Origin of the sequence: Ningiella ruwaisensis (assembly GCF_004798935.1) — a bacterium.
GTDB lineage: Bacteria > Pseudomonadota > Gammaproteobacteria > Enterobacterales > Alteromonadaceae > Glaciecola > Glaciecola ruwaisensis.
The window spans coordinates 38253-63645 of record NZ_RAHT01000008.1 but is presented as its reverse complement, the minus strand read 5'-3'; the positions used below and the strand labels follow the sequence as shown (position 1 = coordinate 63645).

Annotated in this window: 18 protein-coding genes; 12 read left to right on the top strand and 6 right to left on the bottom strand. The window is 43.8% G+C overall.

The window, feature by feature from the left end; genetic code table 11:
• Nucleotides 1-66: 66 nt before the first annotated feature.
• Nucleotides 67-2001 (bottom strand): tetratricopeptide repeat protein, encoded by a 1935-nt coding sequence (locus D6V41_RS15400; protein ID WP_136252437.1) that lies wholly within the window; start codon nt 1999-2001, stop codon nt 67-69.
• 415 nt (nt 2002-2416) lie between these two features.
• Here D6V41_RS15400 and D6V41_RS15395 point away from each other — a divergent pair, with 415 nt between their 5' ends.
• From D6V41_RS15395 to D6V41_RS15380, 5 genes are read left to right on the top strand one after another with little or no spacing between them, the layout of a single operon-like run.
• Nucleotides 2417-4381, top strand: coding sequence for a carbamoyltransferase family protein (locus tag D6V41_RS15395; protein ID WP_136252436.1), 1965 nt, complete (start codon nt 2417-2419; stop codon nt 4379-4381).
• 6 nt (nt 4382-4387) lie between these two features.
• Entirely contained in the window at nt 4388-4834 is a 447-nt protein-coding gene (locus D6V41_RS15390) for an SxtJ family membrane protein (protein WP_136252435.1), read from the top strand.
• A gap of 1 nt (nt 4835) precedes the next feature.
• Nucleotides 4836-4988: a DUF5989 family protein gene (locus tag D6V41_RS18205; protein WP_168711058.1), complete on the top strand. Its 153-nt coding sequence runs from the start codon at nt 4836-4838 to the stop codon at nt 4986-4988.
• Nucleotides 4989-5036: 48 nt separating this feature from the next.
• Nucleotides 5037-7103: an alpha-amylase family protein gene (locus tag D6V41_RS15385; protein WP_136252434.1), complete on the top strand. Its 2067-nt coding sequence runs from the start codon at nt 5037-5039 to the stop codon at nt 7101-7103.
• 8 nt (nt 7104-7111) lie between these two features.
• On the top strand, nt 7112-9802 hold the full coding sequence (locus tag D6V41_RS15380) for a glycoside hydrolase family 31 protein (RefSeq protein ID WP_241664565.1): 2691 nt from the start codon (nt 7112-7114) through the stop codon (nt 9800-9802).
• Here the strand turns inward: D6V41_RS15380 and D6V41_RS15375 are convergent.
• On the bottom strand, nt 9786-10355 hold the full coding sequence (locus D6V41_RS15375) for a tryptophan 7-halogenase (protein WP_136252433.1): 570 nt from the start codon (nt 10353-10355) through the stop codon (nt 9786-9788). The two genes, D6V41_RS15380 and D6V41_RS15375, sit on opposite strands and share 17 nt — an antisense overlap.
• A gap of 19 nt (nt 10356-10374) precedes the next feature.
• Entirely contained in the window at nt 10375-10833 is a 459-nt protein-coding gene (locus tag D6V41_RS15370) for a tryptophan 7-halogenase (RefSeq protein WP_136252432.1), read from the bottom strand.
• 250 nt (nt 10834-11083) lie between these two features.
• Here D6V41_RS15370 and D6V41_RS15365 point away from each other — a divergent pair, with 250 nt between their 5' ends.
• Nucleotides 11084-12550, top strand: a complete 1467-nt coding sequence (locus D6V41_RS15365; RefSeq protein WP_136252431.1) for an MFS transporter — start codon at nt 11084-11086, stop codon at nt 12548-12550.
• A gap of 49 nt (nt 12551-12599) precedes the next feature.
• Here the strand turns inward: D6V41_RS15365 and D6V41_RS15360 are convergent, their stop codons facing one another.
• Nucleotides 12600-13640, bottom strand: a complete 1041-nt coding sequence (locus D6V41_RS15360) for a LacI family DNA-binding transcriptional regulator (RefSeq protein ID WP_136252430.1) — start codon at nt 13638-13640, stop codon at nt 12600-12602.
• A 240-nt stretch (nt 13641-13880) separates the two neighbouring features.
• Here D6V41_RS15360 and glnS point away from each other — a divergent pair, with 240 nt between their 5' ends.
• Nucleotides 13881-15542: a glutamine--tRNA ligase gene (gene glnS / locus D6V41_RS15355; protein ID WP_136252429.1), complete on the top strand. Its 1662-nt coding sequence runs from the start codon at nt 13881-13883 to the stop codon at nt 15540-15542.
• Between the two features lie 133 nt (nt 15543-15675).
• On the opposite strand, the gene D6V41_RS15350 is transcribed toward glnS, so the two are convergent.
• Complete coding sequence (locus D6V41_RS15350) at nt 15676-16437, bottom strand: YciK family oxidoreductase (protein WP_136252428.1); 762 nt, start codon at nt 16435-16437, stop codon at nt 15676-15678.
• Between the two features lie 267 nt (nt 16438-16704).
• Here D6V41_RS15350 and D6V41_RS15345 point away from each other — a divergent pair, with 267 nt between their 5' ends.
• The 3 genes from D6V41_RS15345 to sohB all read left to right on the top strand — a co-directional run bounded on the left by D6V41_RS15345 (nt 16705) and on the right by sohB (nt 23258).
• A complete protein-coding gene (locus tag D6V41_RS15345; RefSeq protein ID WP_136252427.1) occupies nt 16705-19323 on the top strand; it encodes a VolA/Pla-1 family phospholipase in 2619 nt (872 codons plus the stop codon).
• A 194-nt stretch (nt 19324-19517) separates the two neighbouring features.
• Nucleotides 19518-22082 (top strand): acylase, encoded by a 2565-nt coding sequence (locus D6V41_RS15340; protein WP_136252426.1) that lies wholly within the window; start codon nt 19518-19520, stop codon nt 22080-22082.
• Nucleotides 22083-22211: 129 nt separating this feature from the next.
• Complete coding sequence (gene sohB, locus D6V41_RS15335) at nt 22212-23258, top strand: protease SohB (RefSeq protein WP_136252425.1); 1047 nt, start codon at nt 22212-22214, stop codon at nt 23256-23258.
• Between the two features lie 96 nt (nt 23259-23354).
• On the opposite strand, the gene D6V41_RS15330 is transcribed toward sohB, so the two are convergent.
• A complete protein-coding gene (locus tag D6V41_RS15330; protein WP_136252424.1) occupies nt 23355-23705 on the bottom strand; it encodes a hypothetical protein in 351 nt (116 codons plus the stop codon).
• A 102-nt stretch (nt 23706-23807) separates the two neighbouring features.
• Between D6V41_RS15330 and D6V41_RS15325 the strand changes: the two genes are divergently transcribed.
• Both D6V41_RS15325 and D6V41_RS15320 read left to right on the top strand, forming a co-directional pair.
• Nucleotides 23808-24602, top strand: coding sequence for a Nif3-like dinuclear metal center hexameric protein (locus D6V41_RS15325; RefSeq protein ID WP_136252423.1), 795 nt, complete (start codon nt 23808-23810; stop codon nt 24600-24602).
• A gap of 37 nt (nt 24603-24639) precedes the next feature.
• The gene (locus D6V41_RS15320; protein WP_136252422.1) at nt 24640-25392 is read left to right on the top strand and encodes a methyltransferase; all 753 of its coding nucleotides are present in this window, start codon (nt 24640-24642) and stop codon (nt 25390-25392) included.
• The last annotated feature ends 1 nt before the right edge of the window (nt 25393 follow it).

The following is a 25393-nucleotide window of genomic DNA, read 5'->3' as shown; positions in this document are numbered from 1 at the left end:
GTCTTTTTCCATTTGTTCTGCTGGTTACTTTTAGCGGTTCATGCCTGCATATCTTCAGGGCGCAGCTTATCTTGAGACTGCCTCACGAATTTGTTTTGCTTTCATATTATCAGGCGCCTTAGCGATTACCTTGTCAAGCAAACGGACAGCTTCCGCTTTGCGCCCTTGTTTATAAATTATCTCTGCCAAACTAAGTTTAAAATTGCTTTCGTCTGGTGCGAGCTTCACGGCCTGTTGTGCATAATATTCTGCAAGCGGCAGGGCATTTTCCTGCAACAATAAAAGTGAGGCCACCCTGGCAAGCTGTGGCTGTTGTGGGATGGCATCAAACAACTTACCCGCAGCTATACCTGCCTCCAAGCGCCTTCTTTGTATTTGTAATTGCTCTATCAGATTTTGCTGTACTTCGATAAAACTTGCATTGTTTATTCGCTGCTCAATTAAGGCAAGCTCCGTATCCGATACGTCCAAATTTAAACTTGAAAGCTTTACACCGCGTGGGTCAGGCTTGTCGGTAAAGGGATAGTCCGACATTAACTGGTTTACTTTAAATTGGCCGTAACCCAAATCTACCTTACTTAAAGGTTGCCAGGCATAGGCTTGTTTTTGTGAAACCGGATTTTGTGGCGGCGGTAAAAGCTTTGACGACAACAGAGCCTGGTAAAAACTTTCGGCTATCAGAAAATATCCCCGCGCATTAGGATGTAAGTGTTCCAACATATACGCATTGCCAATAATGCCATTTGGCGTATCCTGCTCAATTTGTTTGTAAGCGTCGACAAAATATACACTGTCGTTCGGCGTTGAGGCGAGTTCTTTTATGATTGCATTAAATGCACTAGGCGCTCTAAAGCGAAGTAAGTCATAGTCTTGAGCGAGCACAAAATGGGATTTTGCTTTTTGAATATCGCCTTCATGTAAAAGTGCATGCCCTAGCGCAAATTGAAAATCCGCGTGATAAGTCGATTCAAATTCAGCGTCTAACAGCTCATAAGGAATAAAGTTTTTATCATAGTTTGTAGCATGAATAAGATCATTGCTTGCTTCATTTAAGCGAGGATGTGACAAAGAAGCAAAAGGAGCGAGGTCTTGTTCATTCGCCGCAATACTTGAAACAAAAAGCGGAATATTGTGCTTGGCTATAGCATTTAAGATTAATGATAAGTTGTCTCGAAATTGAGTCAGTCCTGCGTCATACAAAGGACTTTTATATATAATTTCTTTTTCTTTTGCCACCTGCGCCATGAGCGTGCGGCCTGATAATGAATCAGGCTGATTTTCTGTCTTACTAAGCGCTTCATGGTTATGCGTAACTATTTCATCCTGAAAAATAACGGAATATGCCATTTGCATTAACTGATAAAGACGTAACTCTTTTAATTTTAAAAACGCCAAATTGGCCGAGTAGCTGCCTTTCCCAGCAAAACTGGAGCCGACGCCCATAACGCCTAAATATTCATTGTGTCCGGCATAAATCAAAATGGCATCGGGATCAATTTCAATGACTTCGTCTACAAAATCCAGCAAGCTAAAGCTATTGATACTCGACATTGCCACAGAAATAATTTCAAGATCCATCTGAGGGTGAGTTGCGTTAACGCGTTGTTTGAGCATGTCGATGGGTGAGCCAACCCTTCCATACGGAAAACCTGCCATGGTCGAGCCGCCCATTGCGACGATACGTAAGCTATCTGATGCTTTTTCTTTTTTGAACAAATAGGTGTCTGGTGCAACTTGAGGTGCCTTAGAGGCGGGATAAAAAAAGCGTTGGATAATATCGGGATTAGGCTGCAAATATCCCTCAAACTGTTTTGACTCAACGAATAGGGGATAAGACTGCCCAAATCCAAAAGCTCTTAATAAGAATTCGGCGCAAACTAAAATGAGAACGGGAAGAAAAAAGGCGATAATATAAAATATAGGCTTTCGAAAGCCGCCCGATACTTTCGAAGTTTTGCGTATTTTCGTACTGTTTGGGCGTTCGTTACTTGAGGGTTTCAATAAGAATGACTCTTTTGTTAATCTGAAATTATGTAAACTATGTGTTAAGAGAGAACATCATAGCTTTGCTTATGTACGCGATTCAACCAATTTCGTTTGGTCTTGACCCTTTTGCCTAAGTACATTTTGCGACGGCGGAATTGGACGATGATACGCTTTTTGAAAGAGATAATTCGTAGCGCTGTGCATCAAAATAAAGACGCTGCGAGCTCGTCCATGAGGTGCTTGACGAAAAACATCCATGTTTTTCGACACTTTATTTTGATGCACAGCGCTACGAATTAGATTGATGCAAAAAGCGTATCATTGTGTAATCCCACCGTGTTCTAGGAGATGTATACGTAAAAAGCAGTAACATTTAATTTATTGTTTCAGTACACTTGCCTGAAAACCTCAGAGCACACCTAAAAACAAGATGAGCGCAATATTAGGAATTTCAGCTTTTTATCACGATAGCGCTGCTGCCATTATCGTGAATGGAAAAATTGTCGCTGCTGCTCAGCAAGAGCGTTACTCTCGATTAAAGCATTATCCACGATTTCCGAAAGATGCCATCCAATATTGCCTCAAAGAAGCGCAGATTGATCTTGAGGCTTTAGACGCGATTGTTTTTTATGACAAACCGCTATTAAAATTTGAGCGCCTCTTGGAAACCTTTTTGGCGCATGCGCCGCGAGGCTTTTTAGCATTTTCACGGGCCATGCCTATTTGGTTAAAAGAAAAGCTGTATTTGAAAAGTTTGATCCGTCGCGAAATGCGCGAGATAGCCAGTATCCAAAAAGCAAAAATCGATGGTATTGAATTGGCTCAAGCGCGAAAAATAATTAAAAAAACCAAGTTGCGCATCGCGCCTTTGTATTTTACTGAGCACCATCAATCTCATGCTGCGGCCGCTTTTTATCCGAGTCCCTATCAAAAAGCGGCGATAGTTTGCCTGGATGGTGTGGGAGAGTGGGCGAGCTCGTCAATATGGTTGGGTGATGGTAATCAAATCACTCCCCTGGAAGAAATACAGTTTCCCCATTCATTAGGCTTACTGTATTCCGCATTTACTTACTACTGCGGATTCAAAGTGAATTCTGGCGAGTACAAACTAATGGGACTGGCTCCTTATGGTCATCCCGTTTATGTAGATACGATTAAAAAACATATTGTCGAGATTTTTGAAGACGGTAGCTTTGCACTTAACATGGAATATTTTGCTTATCCGGTTGGCAAGCGCATGATCAATCGCAAATTTGAAAAACTATTTGGTGCTAAAGCGCATCCTTTCGATGCTGAGATCACCCAACAACAAATGGACATTGCTCGCAGTATTCAAGTGGTGACAGAAGAAATTGTACTCAATATTGCGAAACGCGCAAAATTGCTCACAGGCTGTGAACATCTTTGTATGGCAGGCGGCGTTGCACTTAATTGCGTTGCCAACGGAAAACTGCGCTTAAGCGGCTTGTTTAAAGATATCTGGATACAGCCCGCGGCAGGTGATGCAGGAAGTGCCGTTGGTGCCGTTTTGCAGGTGTATCATCAGGCCCTTAAGGGTCCGCGTCAAGCCTACAAAGGGGCAAAGCAAACAGAAAGTCTGGCAAGTGCTGAGCAACACGATTTTAAAAATGATGCCATGTGCGGTGCCTATTTAGGAGACGCTTTTAGTGACGAAGAAATATTGCAGGCATGCAGTGAACAGGCGCTCGTTACTGAATCACTGGATGATGAAACCTTATTCAACACAGTAGCTGAGTTACTGACACAAGAAATGGTGGTTGGCTGGTTCCAGGGGCGCATGGAGTTTGGACCGAGAGCATTAGGAAATCGTTCGATACTCGGCGATCCTCGTAGTCCAAGTATGCAGTCGCAAATGAATCTAAAAATCAAACAAAGGGAATCGTTTCGCCCCTTTGCGCCAGCGGTTTTAACAGAGGATGTTACGCTTTGGTTCGATATGCACAGCGCAAGTCCTTATATGTTAATGGTAGCCTCCCTTAAACAAGAACATTGTTTACCTCCCGAGTCGCCAACTAAGGGGCATAGGGCAAATACAGGCTCTGAACTTAAGCGAGTGAACGAGATACGAAGCAGTGTACCGGCTATTACCCATGTTGATTATTCGGCACGTGTGCAAAGTGTTCATAAACAAACGAATCCGCGATTTTATGCACTTATTGAGGCCTTTAAGGCAAAAACTGGCATTGGCATGTTAATTAATACCTCATTTAACGTAAGAGGCGAGCCGCCTGTACGCAACCCAAATGACGCTATTCGCTGTTTTTTAGCTTGTGACATGGATATTCTCGTGATGGGTAATATCTTGCTTCGCAAAAAGGATCAGCCCCTCGACGCAATCAGGCGAGCCAAATTAGTGAGCTTTGAAAAGGACTAAGTGCCCATGCAAATAACAAAATCAATAGCTAAGATATTCTCTTCAATCATGCTACCTATGGTGAATAAAAGTGATACGGACGCGCTACAATCATTTGCACTAACCATGGCAATCGCATTTCCATTTGTATTCATGGGACTCATCCCCTGGTTGTTTTCCTTAAGCGTGCCATTGTGGCCAGCATTGCTTACGCTGGTGCTGATGCTCTTGCATATTGTGCGTCCTGGCGCGCTTTATCCTATTTATGTGCTTTGGATGTTTATTGCCTCAGTGCTTGGATGGCTAAATACAAAAGTGATTTTGGGTATTGCATACGTATTCTTAATTGTTCCGACTGGTATTGTGATGCAGTTATTAGGTAAGCTCCAATATCAAAAACGTGTTAACAAAAAATCAACATGGGTGAAGCGAGAAACGCCACCGACTGCAAAAAACCTAAAGGAACCGTTTTAATATGTTCGAATTTTTAGAAGACTTGTGGTCTTTTTTGCGGGTACGGAAAAAAATATGGCTACTACCTATTGTGGTAGTGCTTGCACTGTTAGGTGCCATCGTAGTTGCGACGCAACAAAGCGCATTAGCCACCTTTATTTACACGTTGTTTTAGGCCAGTAGTTACACGCTCTACTTACACTAACCACAAGGGACTTTAAGGATGCGTATTCCTTCCTGTTTGTTTACTCGCTATAGCAAAAGCTTAAGTATTGCTTTAATTGCAAGTATTGCCTTATTTGGGTGCACTCCCTCAAATCAAGCTGAATCTGTAGCCGAAGCTCAAACGGCTTCTCAAGCTGAATTAAGGAGCGAAAATGCGGTAAGTAAAGGTGTCAGTGAATCAACACAAGAGCAAAGCATGGATAACAAAATGCAGCACAGCAATGCACTCGGTCATTTAGCACAAGGAGAGGGTAAGCCCGTTATCTACCAGGTTTTCACTCGATTGTTTGGTAATACCAATACGACAAATAAACCGTGGGGCACAATAGAGGAAAATGGCGTTGGCAAATTTGATGATTTTACCGATGAAGCGCTCTTAGGTATTAAAGAACTGGGGACCTCTTATATTTGGTATACCGGCGTGCCGCATCATGCCGTGATTCGCGATTATCAGCAGTATGGAATTTCACTGGACGACCCTGATGTAGTGAAAGGCCGTGCGGGTTCGCCTTATGCGGTTAAAGATTATTACAACGTCAACCCTGACCTTGCTATCGATGTAAATAATCGACTTCAAGAATTTGAAGCACTAATTAAGCGCACCCACAAACACGGTATGAAAGTGATTATCGATATTGTGCCAAATCATGTCGCACGGGATTATCAATCATTAAGCGCGCCTGAGGGAGTCGAAGATTTTGGTGCAAATGATGACACCAGCGTCGAATATGCGCGTGACAATAATTTTTACTACATAGTGGACAAAACTTTTAAAGTACCGCAATCACAAGGCTACCAGCCACTTGGCGGCGAGCCACATCCTTTATCTGATGGGAAGTTTGATGAAGACCCTGCAAAGTGGACGGGGAATGGCTCTCGACTGGCGCAACCTGATATTAATGACTGGTATGAGACGGTTAAGGTAAATTACGGTGTGAAACCCGACGGAACCTATGATTTTCCGCAATTGCCAGAAGGCTTTGAATCACTTGAACATCCAGCGCATTTTGCCTTTTGGCAGAATAAATCCTTGCCAGATTCCTGGTACAAATTTGAAGATATTGTCCACTACTGGCTAGATAGAGGTGTGGATGGTTTTCGTTTTGATATGGCAGAAATGGTGCCTGTGGAATTTTGGTCATTTTTAAATTCATCAATCAAGCACAAGCATCCCGATGCGCTACTATTAGCTGAGGTGTATCAACCGCACCTTTATCGTGATTATCTGAACCTGGGTAAAATGGATTACCTTTACGATAAAGTCGAGTTTTACGATTCGCTTAAATTACTCATGCAAGGAAAGGGACCTGCCCAGCCATTAGAAGATATTCAAGAGAGTTTGTCCGATATTGAGCAACACATGCTGCATTTTTTAGAAAATCACGATGAACAGCGCATTGCCAGTCCTGATTTTGCCGGTGATGCGCTAAAAGGGAAACCGGCACTTGTGGTATCTGCATTGATCAGTCGTTCGCCCACCATGCTCTACTTTGGTCAGGATGTGGGAGAAGATGGCAGCGAAGAAACCGGTTTTGGCGATCCGACGCGCACGACTATTTTCGATTATGCCGGCGTTCCTGCCCATCAACGCTGGATGAACGATGGTCGTTTTGATGGCGGGCAGCTAAGTGAGCAGGAAAAGGCTTTGCGACAATATTACATTGATGTAATGACTATTTCGGCGACGCATCCAAGTATGCGAGAAGCGTATCAGTCTTTACATGCTTTAAATATTGCTAATGACTCGGACTATTCACAGAATCAATTTGCCTTTGTTCGGTATCCTGAAGCGGGCAGTTCAAACACCAAAGCATTGATAACAGTGAGTAATTTTGCTGAAGAAGCGCGCGAGTTTTCTTTAATGCTGCCTGATGATTTAATTCAAAAGTGGGGGCTGGGCGAAAGTGATTATTCTTTGCGGCACCTGCTTGTTGACGAGAATAGTAAGGCAAATGATGAAGTATTTCTGAGAGTGAACGCCGATAAGACAGGGCAAGTTAACGTTAAGATTCAGCCCTTGGGTTCAGTGATTTATGAGTTGAATCTCGAGCAGAACAAGCAATAGGAATAAGAATGAAAAGGTTCTTCTTGACAGGTGATTTTGCATCATTAGCGTCTAAAAAACTCGAACATGTACGCGGCCTTGTACCACAGCTGAAACACCCGAAACAGCTTCTGCAATTGTTCTTGCTAAAACACGTGCAGCAGCACTTGCAACAGGTAAAAGGCGCGCTTTATATTGCGTTTACCCTCTCGATTGTTTCAACTTCACTTATGTTTGCAAGCGGCAATGTGCTTGCCAGTTCAGCCAATGCTAAGCCGCTTTCTCTTGAAGTCATCTCATCTAAAGTTATTTCACGCAAGGCTATTTCACGAGAAATAAAGCACGCTGAACTTCGTGATGGAGTTCTAAGTATTGAGCTGAGCGAGGGCAAATTACACATCACCGCGCTTAACCAGGAATCTGTCGAAGTTTTTTACCAGCCCCCCAACGTACATCAGCTCCCCTCATTTGCCTTGCCTGAAAATCACGCTGTATTTAAAGAAGTTGAGCTGATTACGTCTTCCGATAAGCTTGTTATGCGCTTGCCTGAGCTTGATGTGCTTATTGATCGTTCACCCCTAAAAATTGCCTTTAAAAAAGGCGATAAGCTGCTCTTGGAAGAAGAAAGCGGGCTTTTTGCATACGATACCTTAAGAGGTTTTCGCTTTCAGCTAGATGACACAGAGGCCATGCTTGGAGGCGGACAGCGCGTTTTAGGTATGAACAGGAGAGGGCATCGATTGCCTTTATACAATAAAGCGCACTATGGTTACTCCACTGAATCTTCGCAAATGTACTACAGTTTGCCTGCAGTGATGAGCAGTAAACATTACATTCTTGCCTTTGATAACAGCGCCAGCGGCTTTCTTGATATTGCGCACACCGAACAAAATATTTTGCAGTTTGAAGCAGTCTCAGGCCGCACCGCTTACATTTTCAGTGCAGGTGACTCAGCAAGCGATGTGGTATCAAATTTTGTTAGCATCACAGGCACACAACCGCTCCCTCCTCGATGGGCGCTGGGTAATTATGCCTCACGTTTTGGTTATCGAACGCAAGAAGAAACTTTAGCAACCATCAACAAATTTATAGAGCAGGACTTCCCTGTTGATGCAGTTGTGCTCGATTTATTTTGGTTTGGTCCAGATATAAAAGGGCATATGGGAAATTTACAATGGGATAAAAATGCCTTTCCCGAGCCTGAAAAGATGATTGCCACACTTAAAGATAAAGGCGTAAAAACCATTCTTATTACCGAACCGTTTATTCTTACAAGTTCTTCACAATGGCAATCGGCGGTTGATAATAATGCGCTTACTAAAAACCTGGCAGGAGAGCCACGCCGCTTTGATTTTTATTTTGGCAATACCGGGCTGGTCGATGTGTTTGATAAAGGCGCTCAAGACTGGTTTTGGTCATATTACGCCGAATTAAACAAGCAAGGCGTGGCAGGCTGGTGGGGCGATTTAGGTGAGCCGGAAGTGCACCCCGCTGACAGTTTGCATTGGTTTAACACATATACAGACGACACACATTCAAATACCAAGGCGAAGTGGGTGACGGGTGATCAAATTCACAACGTTTACGGCCACAAGTGGGCTGAAATGGTGTATTCACGACAAGCTGAGATGCGCCCTAATGAACGTCCTTTTGTGATGATGCGCGCTGGCTTTTTAGGTTCGCAGCGTTATGGGATGGTACCCTGGACAGGTGACGTAGAGCGCTCGTGGAATGGGCTTAAACCGCAAGTAGAACTTGCATTGCAAATGAGTTTATTTGGCCTTGCATACACGCATTCTGATTTAGGCGGCTTCGCCGGTGGCGAGGTCTTTGATCCGGAACTTTACGTAAGATGGATGCAGTATGGCGTTTTTCAACCGGTTTATCGTCCTCATGCACAGGATCATATTGCGCCGGAACCTGTGTTTCACGACGAGTCAACACAGAATTTAGTGCGGCCATTTGTAAAACTGCGCTATGAATTACTGCCTTATAACTACAGCTTAAGCATGGAAAATAGCATGCAGGGTATCCCTATGATGCGGCCACTGTTTATGGTATTTGAAGGCCAGGATATTGGTCGCACAGATGCCTATATGTGGGGCGATGCATTGTTGGTTTCACCCGTGCTATCACCTGGCGTGGAGGCGCAGAGCATTGAATTGCCTGAAGGTGGGTGGTTTTATTTTTTTGGTCACTCCCCGTTTTTTAAAGGCGGACAGAGCATTTCTGTGTTGACGCCTCTTGATGAGCTGCCGGTTTTTGCAAGAGCCGGAAGCTTTATTCCCATGATTGATGCGATTCAAAATACTGAGCAATATTCAAGTCGCTTACTTAAAGTGCGACACTTCACTCATGAAAGTCAAACCAAGAGCCTCTATACCCTGTATGAAGATGATGGTAAAACGCCAGCAACCATTGAGAATGGTGATTATCAGCAAATCGTATTTAACAGTGAGCGTAAAGCAAACACTTTACTGCTTGAAGTCAAGGTCGAAGGCAAGTACCCGGATGCGCCATTAAAACGCCATCTGGTATTTGATATTACAGGACTGAATTCAACACCTGAAAGTATTTCAGTTGCGCAAAAACAGGTAGGCGAAGTGTTTGACAAAAATGCGCTTAACATGCAAACCGGGTATTACTGGGATGAACAAAACAAACGTTTGTATGTGTCGGGTGAACTTACTCAAGCACTTTCATTTAAGATAGTGCTTTAAGTGCATCTTGGTGAGAAAGAAAGCGCCCTTTGGTGGCCTGTAAAAAGCGCCGAACCTGCTTGCGCTGCTCACTGATCTGCTCACTTATTTTTTGGTCATAGTCTACGGTGCCAGGCTTATTTTTAAAGCGCCCGTATCCGGCTAATAAGCAGTACCACGATACCGCCGGATAATATTTATCCATGCCGCGAGCTTGCAAAACCGGCGTGATATCTTTCCCGGCATCCCAGGTGTCTAGTACTGCGCACAAGTTGTCGGAAATAGGAATATTGCTTTTTACATCGTGCCAATATTCAGTGTCGTTTCGGGTATTCACTTTGTAATGACACACAATGTAATCGCGTATGCCTTCGTAACGCGCCGATATTGATTGATTAAAATGCTCAATGTCTTTTTGGGAAAAGTCACCCTGTTTAAAATGCGTGAAAAAGCCAATCATCGTCTCTAAAACAAGGTGTAATGCGGTAGCTTCTAATGGCTCAATAAAACCTTGTGAAAGTCCAAGTGCTATCACATTTTTGTTCCATGTTTTTTCAAGTTTGCCCACCTTCATATGAATTCTTCTAGCATCTTCAGTGCGCTTGCGGTAGTCTCAGAACGGATTGCTTGTTCTTCAGTTGAGGCAAGGGCAATCGCGCTGCTAAAAAATAGTCATCTGGATTTGCCTGAATGGGCACGCCTCTAAACCCTAAGTGACAATGCATAAGAAATGCAGCCGCACTTTGTCTGTCTGCATAGGAGGGAAAGGGATGAAAATACCGATTTTGTTCAAGATGTGAGGACCAGTCTACAAAGCTGATACCATTTTTATAAGTAGCATGACATGCGGGCATCCACTCCTTTTCACTAATGCCTAAATCATCAAAAAACACTTTTAGATGCGGTGTTGAGCCTTCACCCACGCCAATAATCCCAATGTCGGGACTTTCAATTAAGCTTACGCTAAATCTATGCGCGTCAAGATGCTTAACAAGCAAGTTGGCGCACATCCAGCCAGCAGTGCCGCCGCCTAAAATCACAATGTGTTGCATATTTCTGCTTAGTCGTAGGTGGAAGTTTATTTACGCATAAACATAGCGCATTTTATCGCATGCTTGAAGCGGCTTTATGTTTATCCATGACTTAACTTAAATCTTCGAATCTTTTCACCGAATAGAATTCCTGCGTGAATACGTATGCAGATAAATAGTGTTCTTAGAGCTGTGCATGTACAATCAAGCGCAAATAACAATTAGTTAACAAAATACTGTTAGTGTATAAAAATAAAATAAAGAGCGAATAATGGGAAAACAACAACCTCAATTATCTTTCTGGCAAGTTTGGAATGTCAGCTTTGGCTTTTTAGGCGTGCAGTTTGGTTTTGCTTTGCAAAACGCTAACGTGAGTCGGATCTTGTCTGACTTGGGCGCCGACCCTCACCAACTTTCGTTCTTTTGGATTGTTGCGCCTTTGATGGGGCTTATTGTGCAGCCATTTGTGGGTGCAGCATCAGATAGAACCTGGAACAGAATGGGGCGACGAACACCCTTTATATTTGCAGGTGCTATTGCTGCCGCAATCGGTATGGTACTGATGCCGAACGCGCCTTTGTTTGTAGCGTTTATTGCGCCTATGATTTTTGGCGTACTGATGTTGGCGATTATGGATGCTTCGTTTAACGTGTGTTTTCAGCCATTCAGAGCGCTGGTATCCGACATGGTGCCACCTAAGCAGCGAAACGTAGGCTATTCAGTGCAATCGCTGTTAATCAATATTGGCGCAGTAGTAGGTTCACTATTGCCATTTTTACTGACTAATGTGATTGGCCTGGACAATACTACTGAGCCTGGCTCTGTTGCACAAAGTGTCATGTGGGCATTTTATATTGGTGCAACTGTGCTGCTTGGAACAGTACTTTGGACGGTCTTTAGAACAAAGGAATACCCGCCTGAGCAATACTATGCTTACAAAGGAATGGATGCGGTAGAGGTGGCTAAAGCACGGGAACAAAAGCCACCGGTTTCCGAGCGCCTTTCAAACTTTGTTCGCTTAGTCATTCATATGCCTACTACTATGAAGGGTTTGGCAGTTACTCAGTTTTTTTCCTGGTTTGCCCTTTTTATTATGTGGGTCTATACCACAAATGCCATCACGCAGCATATTTGGGGGGTTGATAAAAAGTGGTTTGATCAAAGTTTCTTAGCAACGCTTGACGCGGTACCGCTTGAAATCGCTGCGGCAAAGGGTGCGGCAGGAGATTGGGTAGGTATTATATTCGCTGCGTATTCGTTATTTGCTGCTATTTTTTCAGTGTTTTTGGCAAAACTGGCAGACAGATTAGGCAGAAAACTTGTGTATTCAGGTGCACTCGCTCTAGGCGGTCTGAGTTATATTAGCTTTATGTTTTTTCAGGATTTAACACCCGTCGATGTTAATTTACTGATAACGCAAGTCACTGTGCCCATGGGCGCTTTGTACTTGCTTGTTCCCATGATAGGTGTAGGGATTGCGTGGGCGGCTATTTTGGCGATGCCTTATGCTATGCTGGCGGGCGCTTTACCTGCCGATAAAACTGGCATTTATATGGGAATTTTTAACTTCACTATTGCTGCGCCGCAGATTATCAGTGCGCTTACCGCAGGCCTTATTCTTAAATATGCGTTTGATAATGAAGCGATAAACATTATTGCCTTGGCAGGAGTCTTAATGATTTTTGCCGCAGTGTCGGTGTTCTTTGTAAAAGAGACGGAGCGACAGGTGGCTGACTAAGCTCAGGATTTGAGGTGTATTGGCGAAGGCTTCTTTAAGAAGCCTTTCTTTATTTTACAAACCTTCCGCAAGATTCTCGTATCACCAGTTCTGGCTGCATCAAGGTATCCTCAACCGCTTCGCTGCGAATAAGTTTTATCAAATTACTAACGAGCAGTTGTCCTGCCAATAAAGTATCCTGGCGCACGGTAGTGAGGGGCGGTGTTGAGAATTCGCTTATCTGAATATTATCGTAACCGACTACCGCAATATCTTCAGGAACTTTCAGTCCGGCAGTGCGTAGCGCCCGAATACAGCCAATTGCAATCAAATCAGTGGCGCAAAAAATGGCATCTGGCAGCGGGGCATCTTTAAACAATTTAAGCAGGGCGTTGGCAGCCTTAAAGCCAGAAAGTTCGGTACTAATAGCATCAACTTGCTTGATATCGGAGGTATCGACGCCTTGCTGCCTCATTGCTTTTTTCAAACCGTTTAGCCTTCCCAACAACTCGGGTGCGCCGCGATTAGCTTCGCCCACAAATGCAAATTTACGATGTCCCAAGGATAACAAGTGTTCTCCCATCAAATAACCACCTAATACGTTATCCGAGCCAATCGATATTCCCGGATGCTTGGTATCTGGTGCGCCCCATCGTAAAAAACGGGTACCTTGTTCTTCCAATTGGCTAAGTTTGTACTCGTAGTCGGTATAGGAGCCATAGCCAAGCAAAATAATACCATCGGCTTTGTTTGAATCTTCGTACACAGCATGCCAGTCGTCGTTCATATTCTGAAATGAAACAAGTAGATCGTAGCCTGCCGCTGCGCTTGCTTTGGTAATGCTGGCAAGCATACTGATAAAAAACGGATTTATGAGCGAATCATCATTAGTGGGGTCTTCAAAGAGTAAAAGTGCCAAAGTCTGGCTTTGTTGCTTGCGCAAATTACTGGCGTTTTTATCCACTTTATAGTTGAGTTCTTTCGCAATTTGCTTGATTCGGTCGCGCGTTTCTTTGTTAACTAAGGGGCTATCGCTAAGCGCGCGAGACACGGTGCTTTGTGACACACCTGCCATATGAGCAATGTCAAAAGACGTGGCTTTATTTTTCATTCAGGAATTTGACCTATTGAACAATATTTATTGTTTTCTAGGAGTTTATACACGAGAGCGCTCAATTTGTTCAAGTATAAAAGTATAAGGGCTTGAAAAAATGCATGATGCAGTCATATTTGAAGTGTTATACTTTCACGCAATTGATTACTGAACACGCTCAAGTTAACTGAGTATTGCGCTTGTAAAACAGAGATATCTGTTTTGCAGGTTGGCAGTTATAATAAGGAAAACATTTTTATGGCCGAGACTGCGCCACGTCCGACCAATTTTATTCGACAAATTATCGATAAAGATCTCGCTTCTGGTTTACACACTAAGGTTGCAACCCGATTTCCGCCTGAGCCCAATGGCTATTTGCACATGGGACACGCTAAATCAATTTGTTTAAACTTTGGCATTGCCGAAGACTATCAGGGAACGTGTAATCTGCGCTTTGACGATACCAATCCTGAAAAGGAAAATATCGATTTTGTCAATTCGATCAAGCACGACGTTCACTGGCTTGGTTTTGAATGGAACGGAGATGTTCGCTATTCCTCTGATTACTTCGATAGGCTATATGCTTATGCCTGCGAGCTAATTGAAAAGGGCTTGGCCTACGTCGATTTCAGTTCGCCGGAGCAGGTACGCGAATTGCGTGGCACTCTCACCGAGCCCGGCCAGAATAGTCCGTACCGCGACACCGCGCCTGAAGAGAATCTTGCTCACTTTGAGAAAATGAAGGCAGGCGAATACAAAGAAGGTACTTGTAGTCTGCGCGCAAAAATTGACATGGCATCGCCTTTTATGTGTATGCGTGATCCCGTCATTTATAGAGTCAAGTTTGCGCATCACCATCAAACAGGAGATAAATGGTGCATTTACCCAATGTACGATTTTACGCACTGCATTTCTGATGCGATTGAAGGCATTACGCATTCGCTTTGTACACTGGAGTTTCAGGATAATCGTCGCTTGTATGATTGGGTTATTGAAAATATCAGCATTGACTGTACGCCTCGTCAGTACGAATTCAGCCGCTTAAATCTGGAATACACGGTGTTAAGTAAACGGAAGCTGATTCTGCTCGTTGACGAAAAGCATGTAAATGGCTGGGATGATCCGCGCATGCCCACTATTGCCGGTATTCGCCGCAGAGGCTACACACCCGCTTCAATTCGTGAATTTTGTAAACGCATTGGTGTGACCAAAATGGATAATATGGTCGAGATGAGCATGTTGGAAGCCTGCATTCGTGATGAGCTCAATCAGAACGCTCCTCGCCGAATGGCCGTTCTGGACCCAATAAAAGTTGTGATTGAAAATTATCCTGATGATAAAATTGAATGGCTCGATGCGCCTAATCATCCCAATGATGAAAATATGGGAGCACGTAAAATACCCATGACGCGAGAAGTGTACATTGAGGCTGAGGATTTTAGGGAATCGGCAAATAAGAAGTTCAAGCGAATGACCTTGGATAAAGGGGTGCGCTTGCGCAACAGCTACTGTATTTATGCCGATCGCGTTGAAAAAGACGCTGAAGGTAATGTCACAACTGTGTACTGTCATTACGACCCGGATACGCTTGGTAAAGATCCGGTAGAGAACAAAGTGAAAGGCGTAATTCACTGGGTCAGCGCAAGTGAAGGAAAGCCTGCCAGGTTTAATCTGTACGACCGGTTATTTACCCACCCAAATCCTGCTGCGCAAGAAGATTTTGCAGCGACAATTAACCCTGAGTCTTTAATTATGGTGAATGGGTTTGTTGAGCCTGAATTATCCAAAGGTGAGGCTTTGGAGCGCTTTCAGTTTGAGCGCACTGGTTATTTTTGTATTGATACTGAAAGTAGCCAGGAAAAACTGGTATTTAACCGTACGGTAGAGCTAAGAGATACCTGGGCTAAAATTGGCGATTAATGCACGACTGTCTATTACCAGGTGCTTTTAGTTCTAGTTTTTTAGTCTAGCTAATAAAAAAGGATGCGTAACTAAAAGCGCATCCTTTTATATTTTGATTATTAAAAATAAACTTTCTTACGTTGGCCTGTGCTTATTTAGGTTGGCAATCAAGCGACTGACCGTTCACGCCGCGAGATACATCAGACATTAAATAAATATAAGTTGGCATGATTTGCGCCGGTGTCTTTAATTTTTTAGGATCTTCCCCCGGATAGGCTTTAGCACGCATATCTGTACGAGTGGCGCCGGGATTAATACAGTTAAATCTTAGCGCTTTATTTTTATACTCGTCAGCAAGTAACTGCATCATACTTTCAGTGGCAAACTTACTCATCGAATAAGTCCCCCAAAATGCTCGGCCTTTTCGCCCGACGCTTGAGCTTGTAAACACTACCGAAGCAGTCTGGTTTTGTTTAAGCAAGGGCAAAAGAGCCTGCATCATCAAAAACTGACTTTTGACGTTTACCTGCATGACCTGATCAAATTCTTTTTCCTTAATTTCAGCAAAAGGGCATAAGGCACCAAGCAAACTGGCATTAAATAATACGCCGTCTAATTTGCCGTATTCACCTGCGATAGTATCTGCCATGCCTTGATAATGTTGCAAAGTCGCGCCTTCCAAATCGAGCGGTACGATACTGGGCTGTTTACCACCATTGGACATTATCTCGTCGTATACTGCTTCAAGCTTAGAGACAGTTCTGCCTAAAAGAATCACAGTGGCCCCACACTTTGCATAGCTTAAAGCCGCTTGTTTTCCTATGCCATCGCCAGCGCCAGTCACCAAAATGACTTTATTTAATAAACTATGTTCGTGCGCTTCAAATGCCAAATGTGGAAGAAGTTCAGACATGCATCAACTCTTAAATACCGATAAAAAAAGTGGCCGAATAGTAGCGCAGAATTTGAATTAGCTAAAGTAACTGCTAATACTTACAAGCATATTCTATTTTTTTATTACATTACGTTTACAAACACTTTGCAAAGTCAACGTAAAGTACATACTATAGGCAATTATTAACTGGTCTTACTAGTTGTGCAAAAAAGCATCCGTTAGCAGACCGTACAATTTGTCACTCAAGATTATAAAAAGCATCTACAGATTGAGTAGGGAGAAAGAATGAAAAAACTGTTAGTAAGCACAAGTATCTTAGCAGCATTGGGGCTTGCCGGATGCGGTGGCGGAGAAACTATCTCCGAAATCCAGGAAGAAACAGTGGTGCAAACACCTGTTTCACGTATTGTTTTTAATCCGGGAGAGGGTGAACTTAACATTCCTAATGATTTGTTAATGCTTCCGGGGGACGACGGTTTTTTTGACTTCACTTTAAATATACCGGTCGATGATCCAAGCGATTTCAGTGATCCACAGAATGCTTTGAATGTTTTAGATGGTTGGTCAACGAATACACCATTTACTATTAATGTTGATGTGCCCGCTGGCGTATCAATCGATCCAAACACCTTATCTGCAGGCATTCGAATTTTTGAAGCAACGCTTGCGCTTAACCAACAAGACCCGGATTGTGCCGTTATTCAAGTTCCAAGCGCCGGATGTAAAGTGGGTGATGAGTTAAGCTTTGGTCAAGATTATGTGCTTAGCCTTGGCGACGAAGACACGGTTAATGTTGTGCCGCTTCGTCCACTAAAAGAAGCGCAAAGCTACGTACTTGTTATGACCACCGACCTGAAAGACACCAGCGGAAAGTCGGTACAAGGTTCAACAACATGGGATTTGGTCAAGCAAGACATCGATACGAATCCATTATCAACAGAAGACCAGTTAAATCTGCAGGGTATTGTTAACTCTCACATTGACACTTTGGAGCCAGTGGGCTTTAGCCGAAATGAACTGACCTATGTAGCGGCTTTTACCACGCAGTCTATTACACCGGTGATGAATACTATTAAACAATTGTACGTAAGTGAATTTGCGCAACGTTCGGCTGCCGGTGACCCAAGTGCCGGTGAAGCATTACCTGCCATTGTTGTTACCGGGCAAGCAGAAGAAGGCAATGTAATGGAAAAGCTGGGCGTTGTTTCTCAGGATGCGGTTGATGGCGCAATCGCTACCGCGCTTGAGAATCCAGCTGCTGCACCGCTTGCTCCATTCTTTGAATCAGGTGATTTTACAGCGCTTACCACTTGTAATGGATTACTTGCTGCCGCCAGTGGTCAATTTGCTGCTGCCACAGGGCAGTCTTTTACACCATTTGAAGCGGAAGTTAATGGCGTGGTTCAGCAAATAGGAACAGGCATTCTGGGACAGGGCGCAGGTCCATTATGTGCTGCCAATCTGTTCGAAGGAAATGTATCTCTACCTTACTATTCGCCAATTCCGCGAGCAGATAACCCGGCCGCTCCTGCAAATGAGTTTTGGACTGCGGCATGTGATTCAGGCTTGGTACTGGCGCTTGCAGGTGATGCACTAGCCGCTGCTGAGCCAGGCCCGAATGATGCGTTCTGTCAAGCGGTTGGATTACGTGATGTGACGATTAACGGGCAACCTTTAGATAAAGATCGTAACCTGACTAAATTCAACCCGGTTCCGCAGATGCAAGGCGGAAATATGGGCAGAGAAACGCTAGACGTACAAGTCACCATTCCCAATCCAACGGTAGCGGGTGCCCTAGGGTTTGATATTGCGATGCCAGAGGGTGGATGGCCAGTTGTGATGCTCATTCACGGCATCACCTCGCAAAAAGAAGATATGCTTTCTATCTCTGGAGCATTATCACTTGCCGGTTTTGCAACGGTAGCGATAGATCAACCCCTTCATGGCTCACGCGGCTTTGATGTAGACCCAACAAATCCGGGCGATGAAATCAATGCTACTACAGTAAGTGCAACGGCGTTTTTAAACCTTGCCAGTTTACCGACAGCTCGCGATAACTCTCGCCAGGCCGTGTCTGATTTATTGGGTATTCGTTTAGGTTTGAATGCGTTTGTTAATGCTACCGGCAACGATATGGTGCAAATTAACGGCACTGATGTATCGGCAATGGGCGTTTCCCTCGGTGCAATCACTGGCGGTAACTTTGCTTCGCTTGCGAATACGCCATTTGAAGGCCAACTGGCGCCCTTGAGCGGATTATTTAATGTACAGGCTGTATCGCTTGAATCACCTGGCGGTGGCCTGGCGCAGTTCTTATTGGAATCTGCCGCTTTTGGTCCCCTTATTAAAGGCTTCTTGCTGTCAGAAGCGTCTGCTGATTTTCAGGCTTTCTTACAAGCAACTTATGGCTCAACGGATGTTACTGAAGCCCAATTAGTCGAAGCAACAAACAACTTTTTGGCGGCCTTGACGCCTGAGCAAGCTGCTGGCGTAAATGCAGTGTTTGCTCAGTTTGCTTTTGCTGCGCAAACCGTGAGTGACCAATCAGACCCGATAAACTTTTTTGAAACGCTTGGACAAAATACAAATGTTCATATGATCACTGTTGTCGGTGACGGAGGCGAAAACCTGCCAGACCAAGTGATTCCGGTGTCTACATCGGTTCCGCTTTCAGGCCAGTTACCGCTCGCTACATTGATGAATCTCGAAACAATTTCATCTACTGTGATGTCAAGCGAGCCACTTAGCGGCATTGTAAAATACACCGCTGGTGCGCACGCAAGTAGCATTAACCCGGGTCCAAACGCAGCGGTCACTGCTGAAATGCAGTCTCAAGTAGCGACTTATCTAGGGTCTGATGCAACGGTCATTCAGGTAACTAATGAATCTATCGTGGCAAACTAGTGACTACATTAACGTTTTTAAGCGCAAATGAAGTAATGAACTAATGAATAAAAACCCACTTTTGAAGTGGGTTTTTATTGTAATACAGCGTATAGAAATGAATCGCTGCAGTGGGATGGATTTTGCTGCGGCGTTTAATTCAAGAAGCACCTAACACAACACAATAATTAAATTCTTATTAAAAGGATACGACTATGAAATTACGACGCAGATCCAGAGCAGTAAAACCCCTCTGCATTGCCGTGTCAGCACTATTACTCGCGGCTTGTGGTGATAATCAGAATGATTTTTCTAATATTTCTCCTCCAGAACCGCCTGCTGTTACGCCTCCAACGCCCCCAGTTGCAAGTGTGCCGAACTTTGATGAGGATGGTGTGTTAGATGCTGAAATTCGCTGGACAGAGTATGGCGTGCCTCATGTTAAAGCGGATAACTTAGAAAGCATGGCCTATGGAGTTGGTTATGCGTTTGCACGAGATAATTTATGCATCTTGGCCGACCAGATCGTTAAATATAATTCAGAGCGAGCAAAGTATTTCGGTCCAGATCTTGTTCCCGGCAGTGGAGACTCTGAGCATTTAATTAACGATTTTGGCTTTTTAACAGTGGGCATAAGAGAGAAGGCTGAACAAGGTTTTGCAAGTATGAGCGCAAACTCGCGTGCGCTGTATCAAGGCTATGTGCAAGGCTATAATCAATTTATGTTGGATAACCCAGATGATATCGACCCACAGTGTGCTGGACAGCCGTGGGTAGAGCCAATAGATGAAATCGATCTTTTGACTTACGCACTTGGCGTTGCACTTTTACCTGGTGCAGCAAACTTTTTAGGGCCGATGTTTTTAGCGGCTCCTCCTGGTGTTGATCCGCTCCCGCGCATGGTTTCGCAAAGCACTATCAGTAATCCTGAACAGTTGCCCATGTCTATTAAACCTGAAGTTAAAATGCCTCAGCGCAATCCTCAGGATATGGGCTCTAATGGCTGGGGCTTAGGCTCCGATATGACAGAAAATGGCATGGGGATGGTATTAGGTAATCCTCACTTCCCGCATACAGGCAATTTACGTTTTTGGCAGTTCCAAACCACCATTGAAGGCCATTTAAATGTTATTGGTGGTTCACTAATGGGCATACCTGGTGTTGTTAATATTGGTTATAACGAAAACGTCGCATGGACACACACCTTTTCAACGGCAGAGCACTTTGTCGTCTATCAGCTAAGCTTAGATGACAGTGATGCTCAAAACCTGACGCACACGGTTGACGGTGCCAAACGAACTATTTTTAAAGAAACGCATACGATCGAAGTGGCTGTTGCTCCAGGGCAGACTATACAACTTGAAAAAGATAGCTATGTGACCAATTATGGCCCGATGATTGTTGTACCAGGTAATTTTGAATGGGGGCCGGGCGGTAATGCCTTTGCGATAAAAGATGTGAACCTGCCAAACTTTGATGTCGTTGATCATTGGTTGGCAATGAACCTGGCCGGAAGCATGGATGAGTTTAAACAGGCATTTATGGATTTTGACGGCGTTATTTTTAATAACACCATGGCAGCATCTAAAGATGGTCAGGTTTTTTATATTGATGACTCAACCGTTCCGGACCTGACAAACTCAGCCATACAGCAACTCACGACCAATCCAACCTTAATTGCAACGAGACAGGCAGCAGGCTTTACTGTATTGCCAGGTTTTGCGTCAGTATTTGATTTTGATAAACCGGTTCCGTTTGAGCGCGCACCTCAGTACGCTGGCACCGACTATGTGCAAAACTCAAATGACAGCTTCTGGTTAACTAACCTTGAGTCTCCTATCACAGGCGTTTCGCCGCTGTATGGACAGGTTGGCAATGAACAAAGCCTTCGCTCTCGAATGGCACATGAACTATTGGCAAGCGAATCGGGCGCTGATGGTAAATTCTCCCCTGCAGAAGTTGAAGAAGCGCTTATGGGGAATCGGAATTATTTATCAGAAGCCATTTTGCCTGAGCTACTTCAAATATGTCAGCAAAATCGTGAAACGCCCGTAGATGTTAATGGTACCATGGTCAACCTTGGTCCAGCGTGTGATGCCTTGGCAGGTTTTGATGGCACCATGAACAAAGACAGCACGGGTGCACATATTTTACGTGAGTTTGCCTTCCAATTTCGCTTTGATCCCCAATGGGAAGTGGCTTACGATCCAGAAATGCCAGTAAGTACACCAAACGGATTAATTGCAAACGATACGACAGTAATGCAGTTAGCCACAGCGGTTGCTAAAATTCAGCAGGCGGGCATAGAACTTGATGCAAGCCTCGGTGAAGTGCAGTTTGTTGAAAAAAGCACTGTTACAGGCATGCCGTCAGGTGAGCGTTTGCCATGGGGCGGGGCGCATAATATTGAAGGTGGATTTAATGTCTTTGATGTTCGCACTGGCGATAACGGTACGCTGTTACCCCGTCACACTTATCCGGTAATCGATTCAAGCACCCGTTTAAGTGCAGAAGCAGAGGGCTATCACATTACTTACGGAACCAGTTGGGCCATGGTAGTTAACTTTACAGAGGATGGTCCTAAAGGAAGAGGTATACTGACTTATTCACAGTCAAACAATACTGAATCTGAACATTTTGATGATCAGAGCCGTTTTTATTCTGAGCAACCTTCTTTGCGTCCGATGGCGTATACAGAAGCAGAAATAGAAGCAAGTTTAATCGAATCAATTGCTATTTCGACTGGCGTATCTACTCAAGAGACAGCAGTTCAAAACTAGCAAGCATGATTTCTTGATTCAGGATCACGCTTATGTGATAAACTTTGAAAAAGAGCCGTTGCGCTCTTTTTCTTTTGTGGCCTGTTTTTGCGGTCAATGTGTTTTTAAAAATATATACGGAGTAGTTCCTTGGAGTTTTTATTCGAATATGGCTTGTTTCTGGCCAAAGCAATTACCCTCGTGGTGGCAATATTAGTTGTAGTAGGCGTAATCATTGCGATGGCGTCTAAACAAAAACAGCGACCGGGGAATCTTGAGTTCGACTCAATTTCTGACGTTTATGATGACCTAAAGCATCAGGCAGAGGCAGTGCTTTTGGATAAAGAGCAGCTCAAGGCTAAACAAAAAGCCGATAAAAAAGCAGAAAAGCAGAAAAAAGCTGAAGAAAGCAAAAAGAAAAAAGACGCTGAAAAATCGGACGCTAAACCGAATCTTTTTGTGATCAACTTTGAAGGCTCATCAATGGCGAAAGAAGTAGATTCACTTCGTAAAGAAATTACGGCTGTGCTTTGTGTTGCAAAAGAAGGAGATGAAGTGCTTGTTAATGTTGAAAGCGGTGGAGGAGTAGTGCATGGATACGGTTTGGCAGCGTCTCAACTTAAACGCATCAAGGATAAAGGGTTAAAGCTCACGGTCAGTGTCGATAAAATTGCGGCAAGCGGCGGTTATATGATGGCCTGTGTGGCAGATGAAATAATTTCTGCGCCTTTTGCTATTATTGGCTCAATTGGTGTGGTTGCACAAATCCCCAATTTCAACAAAGTACTTAAAAAGAACGACATTGACTACGAAATGCATACAGCAGGTGATTTTAAGCGGACACTAACCTTATTTGGTGAAAACACCGAAGAGGGCAGAGAGAAGTTTAAAGAAGAGCTGGAAGAAGTGCATCAGATGTTTAAAGACTTTGTGTCACAACATCGAAAAGATGTGGATATTGCAAAGGTTGCAACAGGTGAATACTGGTACGGACAAAAAGCTTTGGAACTAAGCCTGGTAGATAAAATTCAGACTTCTGATGATTATCTGTTAGCGGCAAACGAAACGCATAAGCTATATAGACTCAAGTACGCCACTAAAAAGAACCTGGCACAAAAACTTGGTCTTGCCGCATCACACGGCGTGGAAACGGCAATCAATAAAGCCATTACTCAACTCAAAAACACCTGGATGTAACTTGCACGCTAGCCTGAGAATTGGGAAAACAAAAAAGCAGCGTCGATAAAACGCTGCTTTTTTTGAATGCTCTTTTGGGATGCTTAAGGCGGAAAACTAGCGAGGTGCTTTACTGCCCGGATTGGCTTCCATTATTTGCTGTGTGTAAAAGTCTTTCACTGAAAATGCGCTAGCAGGCTTTTTCGCTGTCGCCTTTTTCTTCACCGCTTTCTTCTCACTTGGCTTTTTATCGGCTTTAGCTTCGGGCGCTTCGGCTTTTTTGCCTGACTTCCCTGCGCCTTTACTCAACTCATCAGCCATCTCGTCAAGTTGGGCTAAACGCACATTTTTATCACCATCTACGCTATACCAGCCGCCTTTAGCCTCAATGTTAGGAGCTTTGCCGTTTGCCGCTTCATACGCTTTGGTAAATTTTTCTAATACACTGTCTTTATCTAATTTGCTCATCGAGTAGAATACACCCTGTTCTTGTATGTAAAATGTTAATATCACTAAGTTTATACACAAAAAATATTAAATGTCTAATTTCTTGATAAAAAGGGCTTCAATTTGCAACGAAATAAGTTAATAAAAGCACTCAGTCAGCTTCTTTCGCCAAATGGAGTAAAAGATTACTGTCCAAATGGCTTACAAGTTGAAGGTAAAACTGAGGTAAAGCATATCGTCACAGGGGTTACGGCAAGCTTAGCACTTATTGAAAAAGCCATATCACTTCAAGCGGATGCGATCCTCGTCCATCATGGCTATTTTTGGAAAAACGAGGCTTATAACATCGTTGGCATGAAAAAACGCCGAATTCAGCAATTATTAGCACATGATATCAATCTGTTAGCCTATCATTTACCCATCGATATCCATCCTGAATTTGGAAATAATGCACAATTGGCGAAAGTGCTTGGTTTAAAGAATGTGAGACCGCTTGAAAATATCGAACCGCTGGGAATAGTAATGCAGGGTGAGTTGCCGGAGCCTGAGTCTCATCAGGCCTTTTCAACGCGCCTTAGTTGCGCTTTAAGTAGAGACATCGCAAGCGTTGGTAACAAAGATAGTATTCAGCATCTTGCATGGTGCACAGGCGGCGGGCAAGCCTACATAGATGCTTTTGAATCCTTATCCGGTGAGTCCATGGAAAACGACACCCCCGTCATCGACGCCTTTATTTCGGGTGAAATTTCAGAACAAACCACTCACAGCGCGCGAGAACTGGGGATTGATTATTTTGCTGCCGGTCATCATGCCACTGAGCGTTATGGCGTTAAAGCCGTGGGAGAGTATTTGGCTGCAGAGTTTGGTGACTCCCATGGTTTGAAAGTAAGCTTTGTAGACATTGACAACCCAGCCTGATTTTAAATGAACATCCTCAATTAAGGAAATGCGCTTTATGAAAAGCGGCAATTTTGATGGCATCGCAAATAAGTTTGATCAGAATATCTACGGCACAACAAAAGGGCGCTTGCGTCATTTACTCTTATTGCATTACCTAAATGATGAAATTGAAGCCGATAAACCTTTAGATGTGCTTGATGCAGGCGCGGGTACAGGCATGATGAGCCTGGCTTTCGCCGAAAAAGGACACAAGCTGCACCTGCTTGATGTATCGGCAGAAGCTTTGGAAATCGCAAAATCGCGCTTAAGCGCATTTGCAGCTGTAAACTTCGAGTTGGCAGATGTAGACGCGTTTAAAAGCAATGCATTCAGCTTTGACATGGTGTTGTGTCACGCCGTACTAGAATGGCTGGATGAGCCATTGAGGGCGCTAGACATTCTCATTTCAAAGTTAAAGCCAAACGGGGTCTTAAGTTTGAGTTTTTTCAATCAGGATGCAATGCTGTTTAATAATGCGATTTATGGAAATTTTGACTATATCGCGAAGGGAATGAAAGTGCGCAATACCGTCAGACTAAATCCGCATAACCCTCAAAAACCAGCTGATATTTTAGCGTTTTTAGAGCAAAGGACAGATATAAAAATTGAACTAAGCGCCGGGATACGCTGTTTTCATGATTATATGCGCGATATAAGTCAGCAAAGCAGTGGTTTTGAACAGATACTGGCGCTTGAAAAACAGTATGGCAAGCAAGCGCCGTTTAAATTTATTGGTAAGTACTTTTACATCAAGGCGCGAAAGGCTTAAC

Excerpts from the sequence above, each read along its gene's own strand:
- D6V41_RS15395 (WP_136252436.1), top strand. The coding sequence starts at position 2,417 with ATGAGCGCAATATTAGGAATTTCAGCTTTTTATCACGATAGCGCTGCT.
- D6V41_RS15390 (WP_136252435.1), top strand. The coding sequence starts at position 4,388 with ATGCAAATAACAAAATCAATAGCTAAGATATTCTCTTCAATCATGCTA.
- D6V41_RS18205 (WP_168711058.1), top strand. The coding sequence starts at position 4,836 with ATGTTCGAATTTTTAGAAGACTTGTGGTCTTTTTTGCGGGTACGGAAA.
- D6V41_RS15385 (WP_136252434.1), top strand. The coding sequence starts at position 5,037 with ATGCGTATTCCTTCCTGTTTGTTTACTCGCTATAGCAAAAGCTTAAGT.
- D6V41_RS15380 (WP_241664565.1), top strand. The coding sequence starts at position 7,112 with ATGAAAAGGTTCTTCTTGACAGGTGATTTTGCATCATTAGCGTCTAAA.
- D6V41_RS15375 (WP_136252433.1), bottom strand. The coding sequence starts at position 10,355 with ATGAAGGTGGGCAAACTTGAAAAAACATGGAACAAAAATGTGATAGCA.
- D6V41_RS15370 (WP_136252432.1), bottom strand. The coding sequence starts at position 10,833 with ATGCAACACATTGTGATTTTAGGCGGCGGCACTGCTGGCTGGATGTGC.
- D6V41_RS15365 (WP_136252431.1), top strand. The coding sequence starts at position 11,084 with ATGGGAAAACAACAACCTCAATTATCTTTCTGGCAAGTTTGGAATGTC.
- D6V41_RS15360 (WP_136252430.1), bottom strand. The coding sequence starts at position 13,640 with ATGAAAAATAAAGCCACGTCTTTTGACATTGCTCATATGGCAGGTGTG.
- glnS (WP_136252429.1), top strand. The coding sequence starts at position 13,881 with ATGGCCGAGACTGCGCCACGTCCGACCAATTTTATTCGACAAATTATC.
- D6V41_RS15350 (WP_136252428.1), bottom strand. The coding sequence starts at position 16,437 with ATGTCTGAACTTCTTCCACATTTGGCATTTGAAGCGCACGAACATAGT.
- D6V41_RS15345 (WP_136252427.1), top strand. The coding sequence starts at position 16,705 with ATGAAAAAACTGTTAGTAAGCACAAGTATCTTAGCAGCATTGGGGCTT.
- D6V41_RS15340 (WP_136252426.1), top strand. The coding sequence starts at position 19,518 with ATGAAATTACGACGCAGATCCAGAGCAGTAAAACCCCTCTGCATTGCC.
- D6V41_RS15330 (WP_136252424.1), bottom strand. The coding sequence starts at position 23,705 with ATGAGCAAATTAGATAAAGACAGTGTATTAGAAAAATTTACCAAAGCG.
- D6V41_RS15320 (WP_136252422.1), top strand. The coding sequence starts at position 24,640 with ATGAAAAGCGGCAATTTTGATGGCATCGCAAATAAGTTTGATCAGAAT.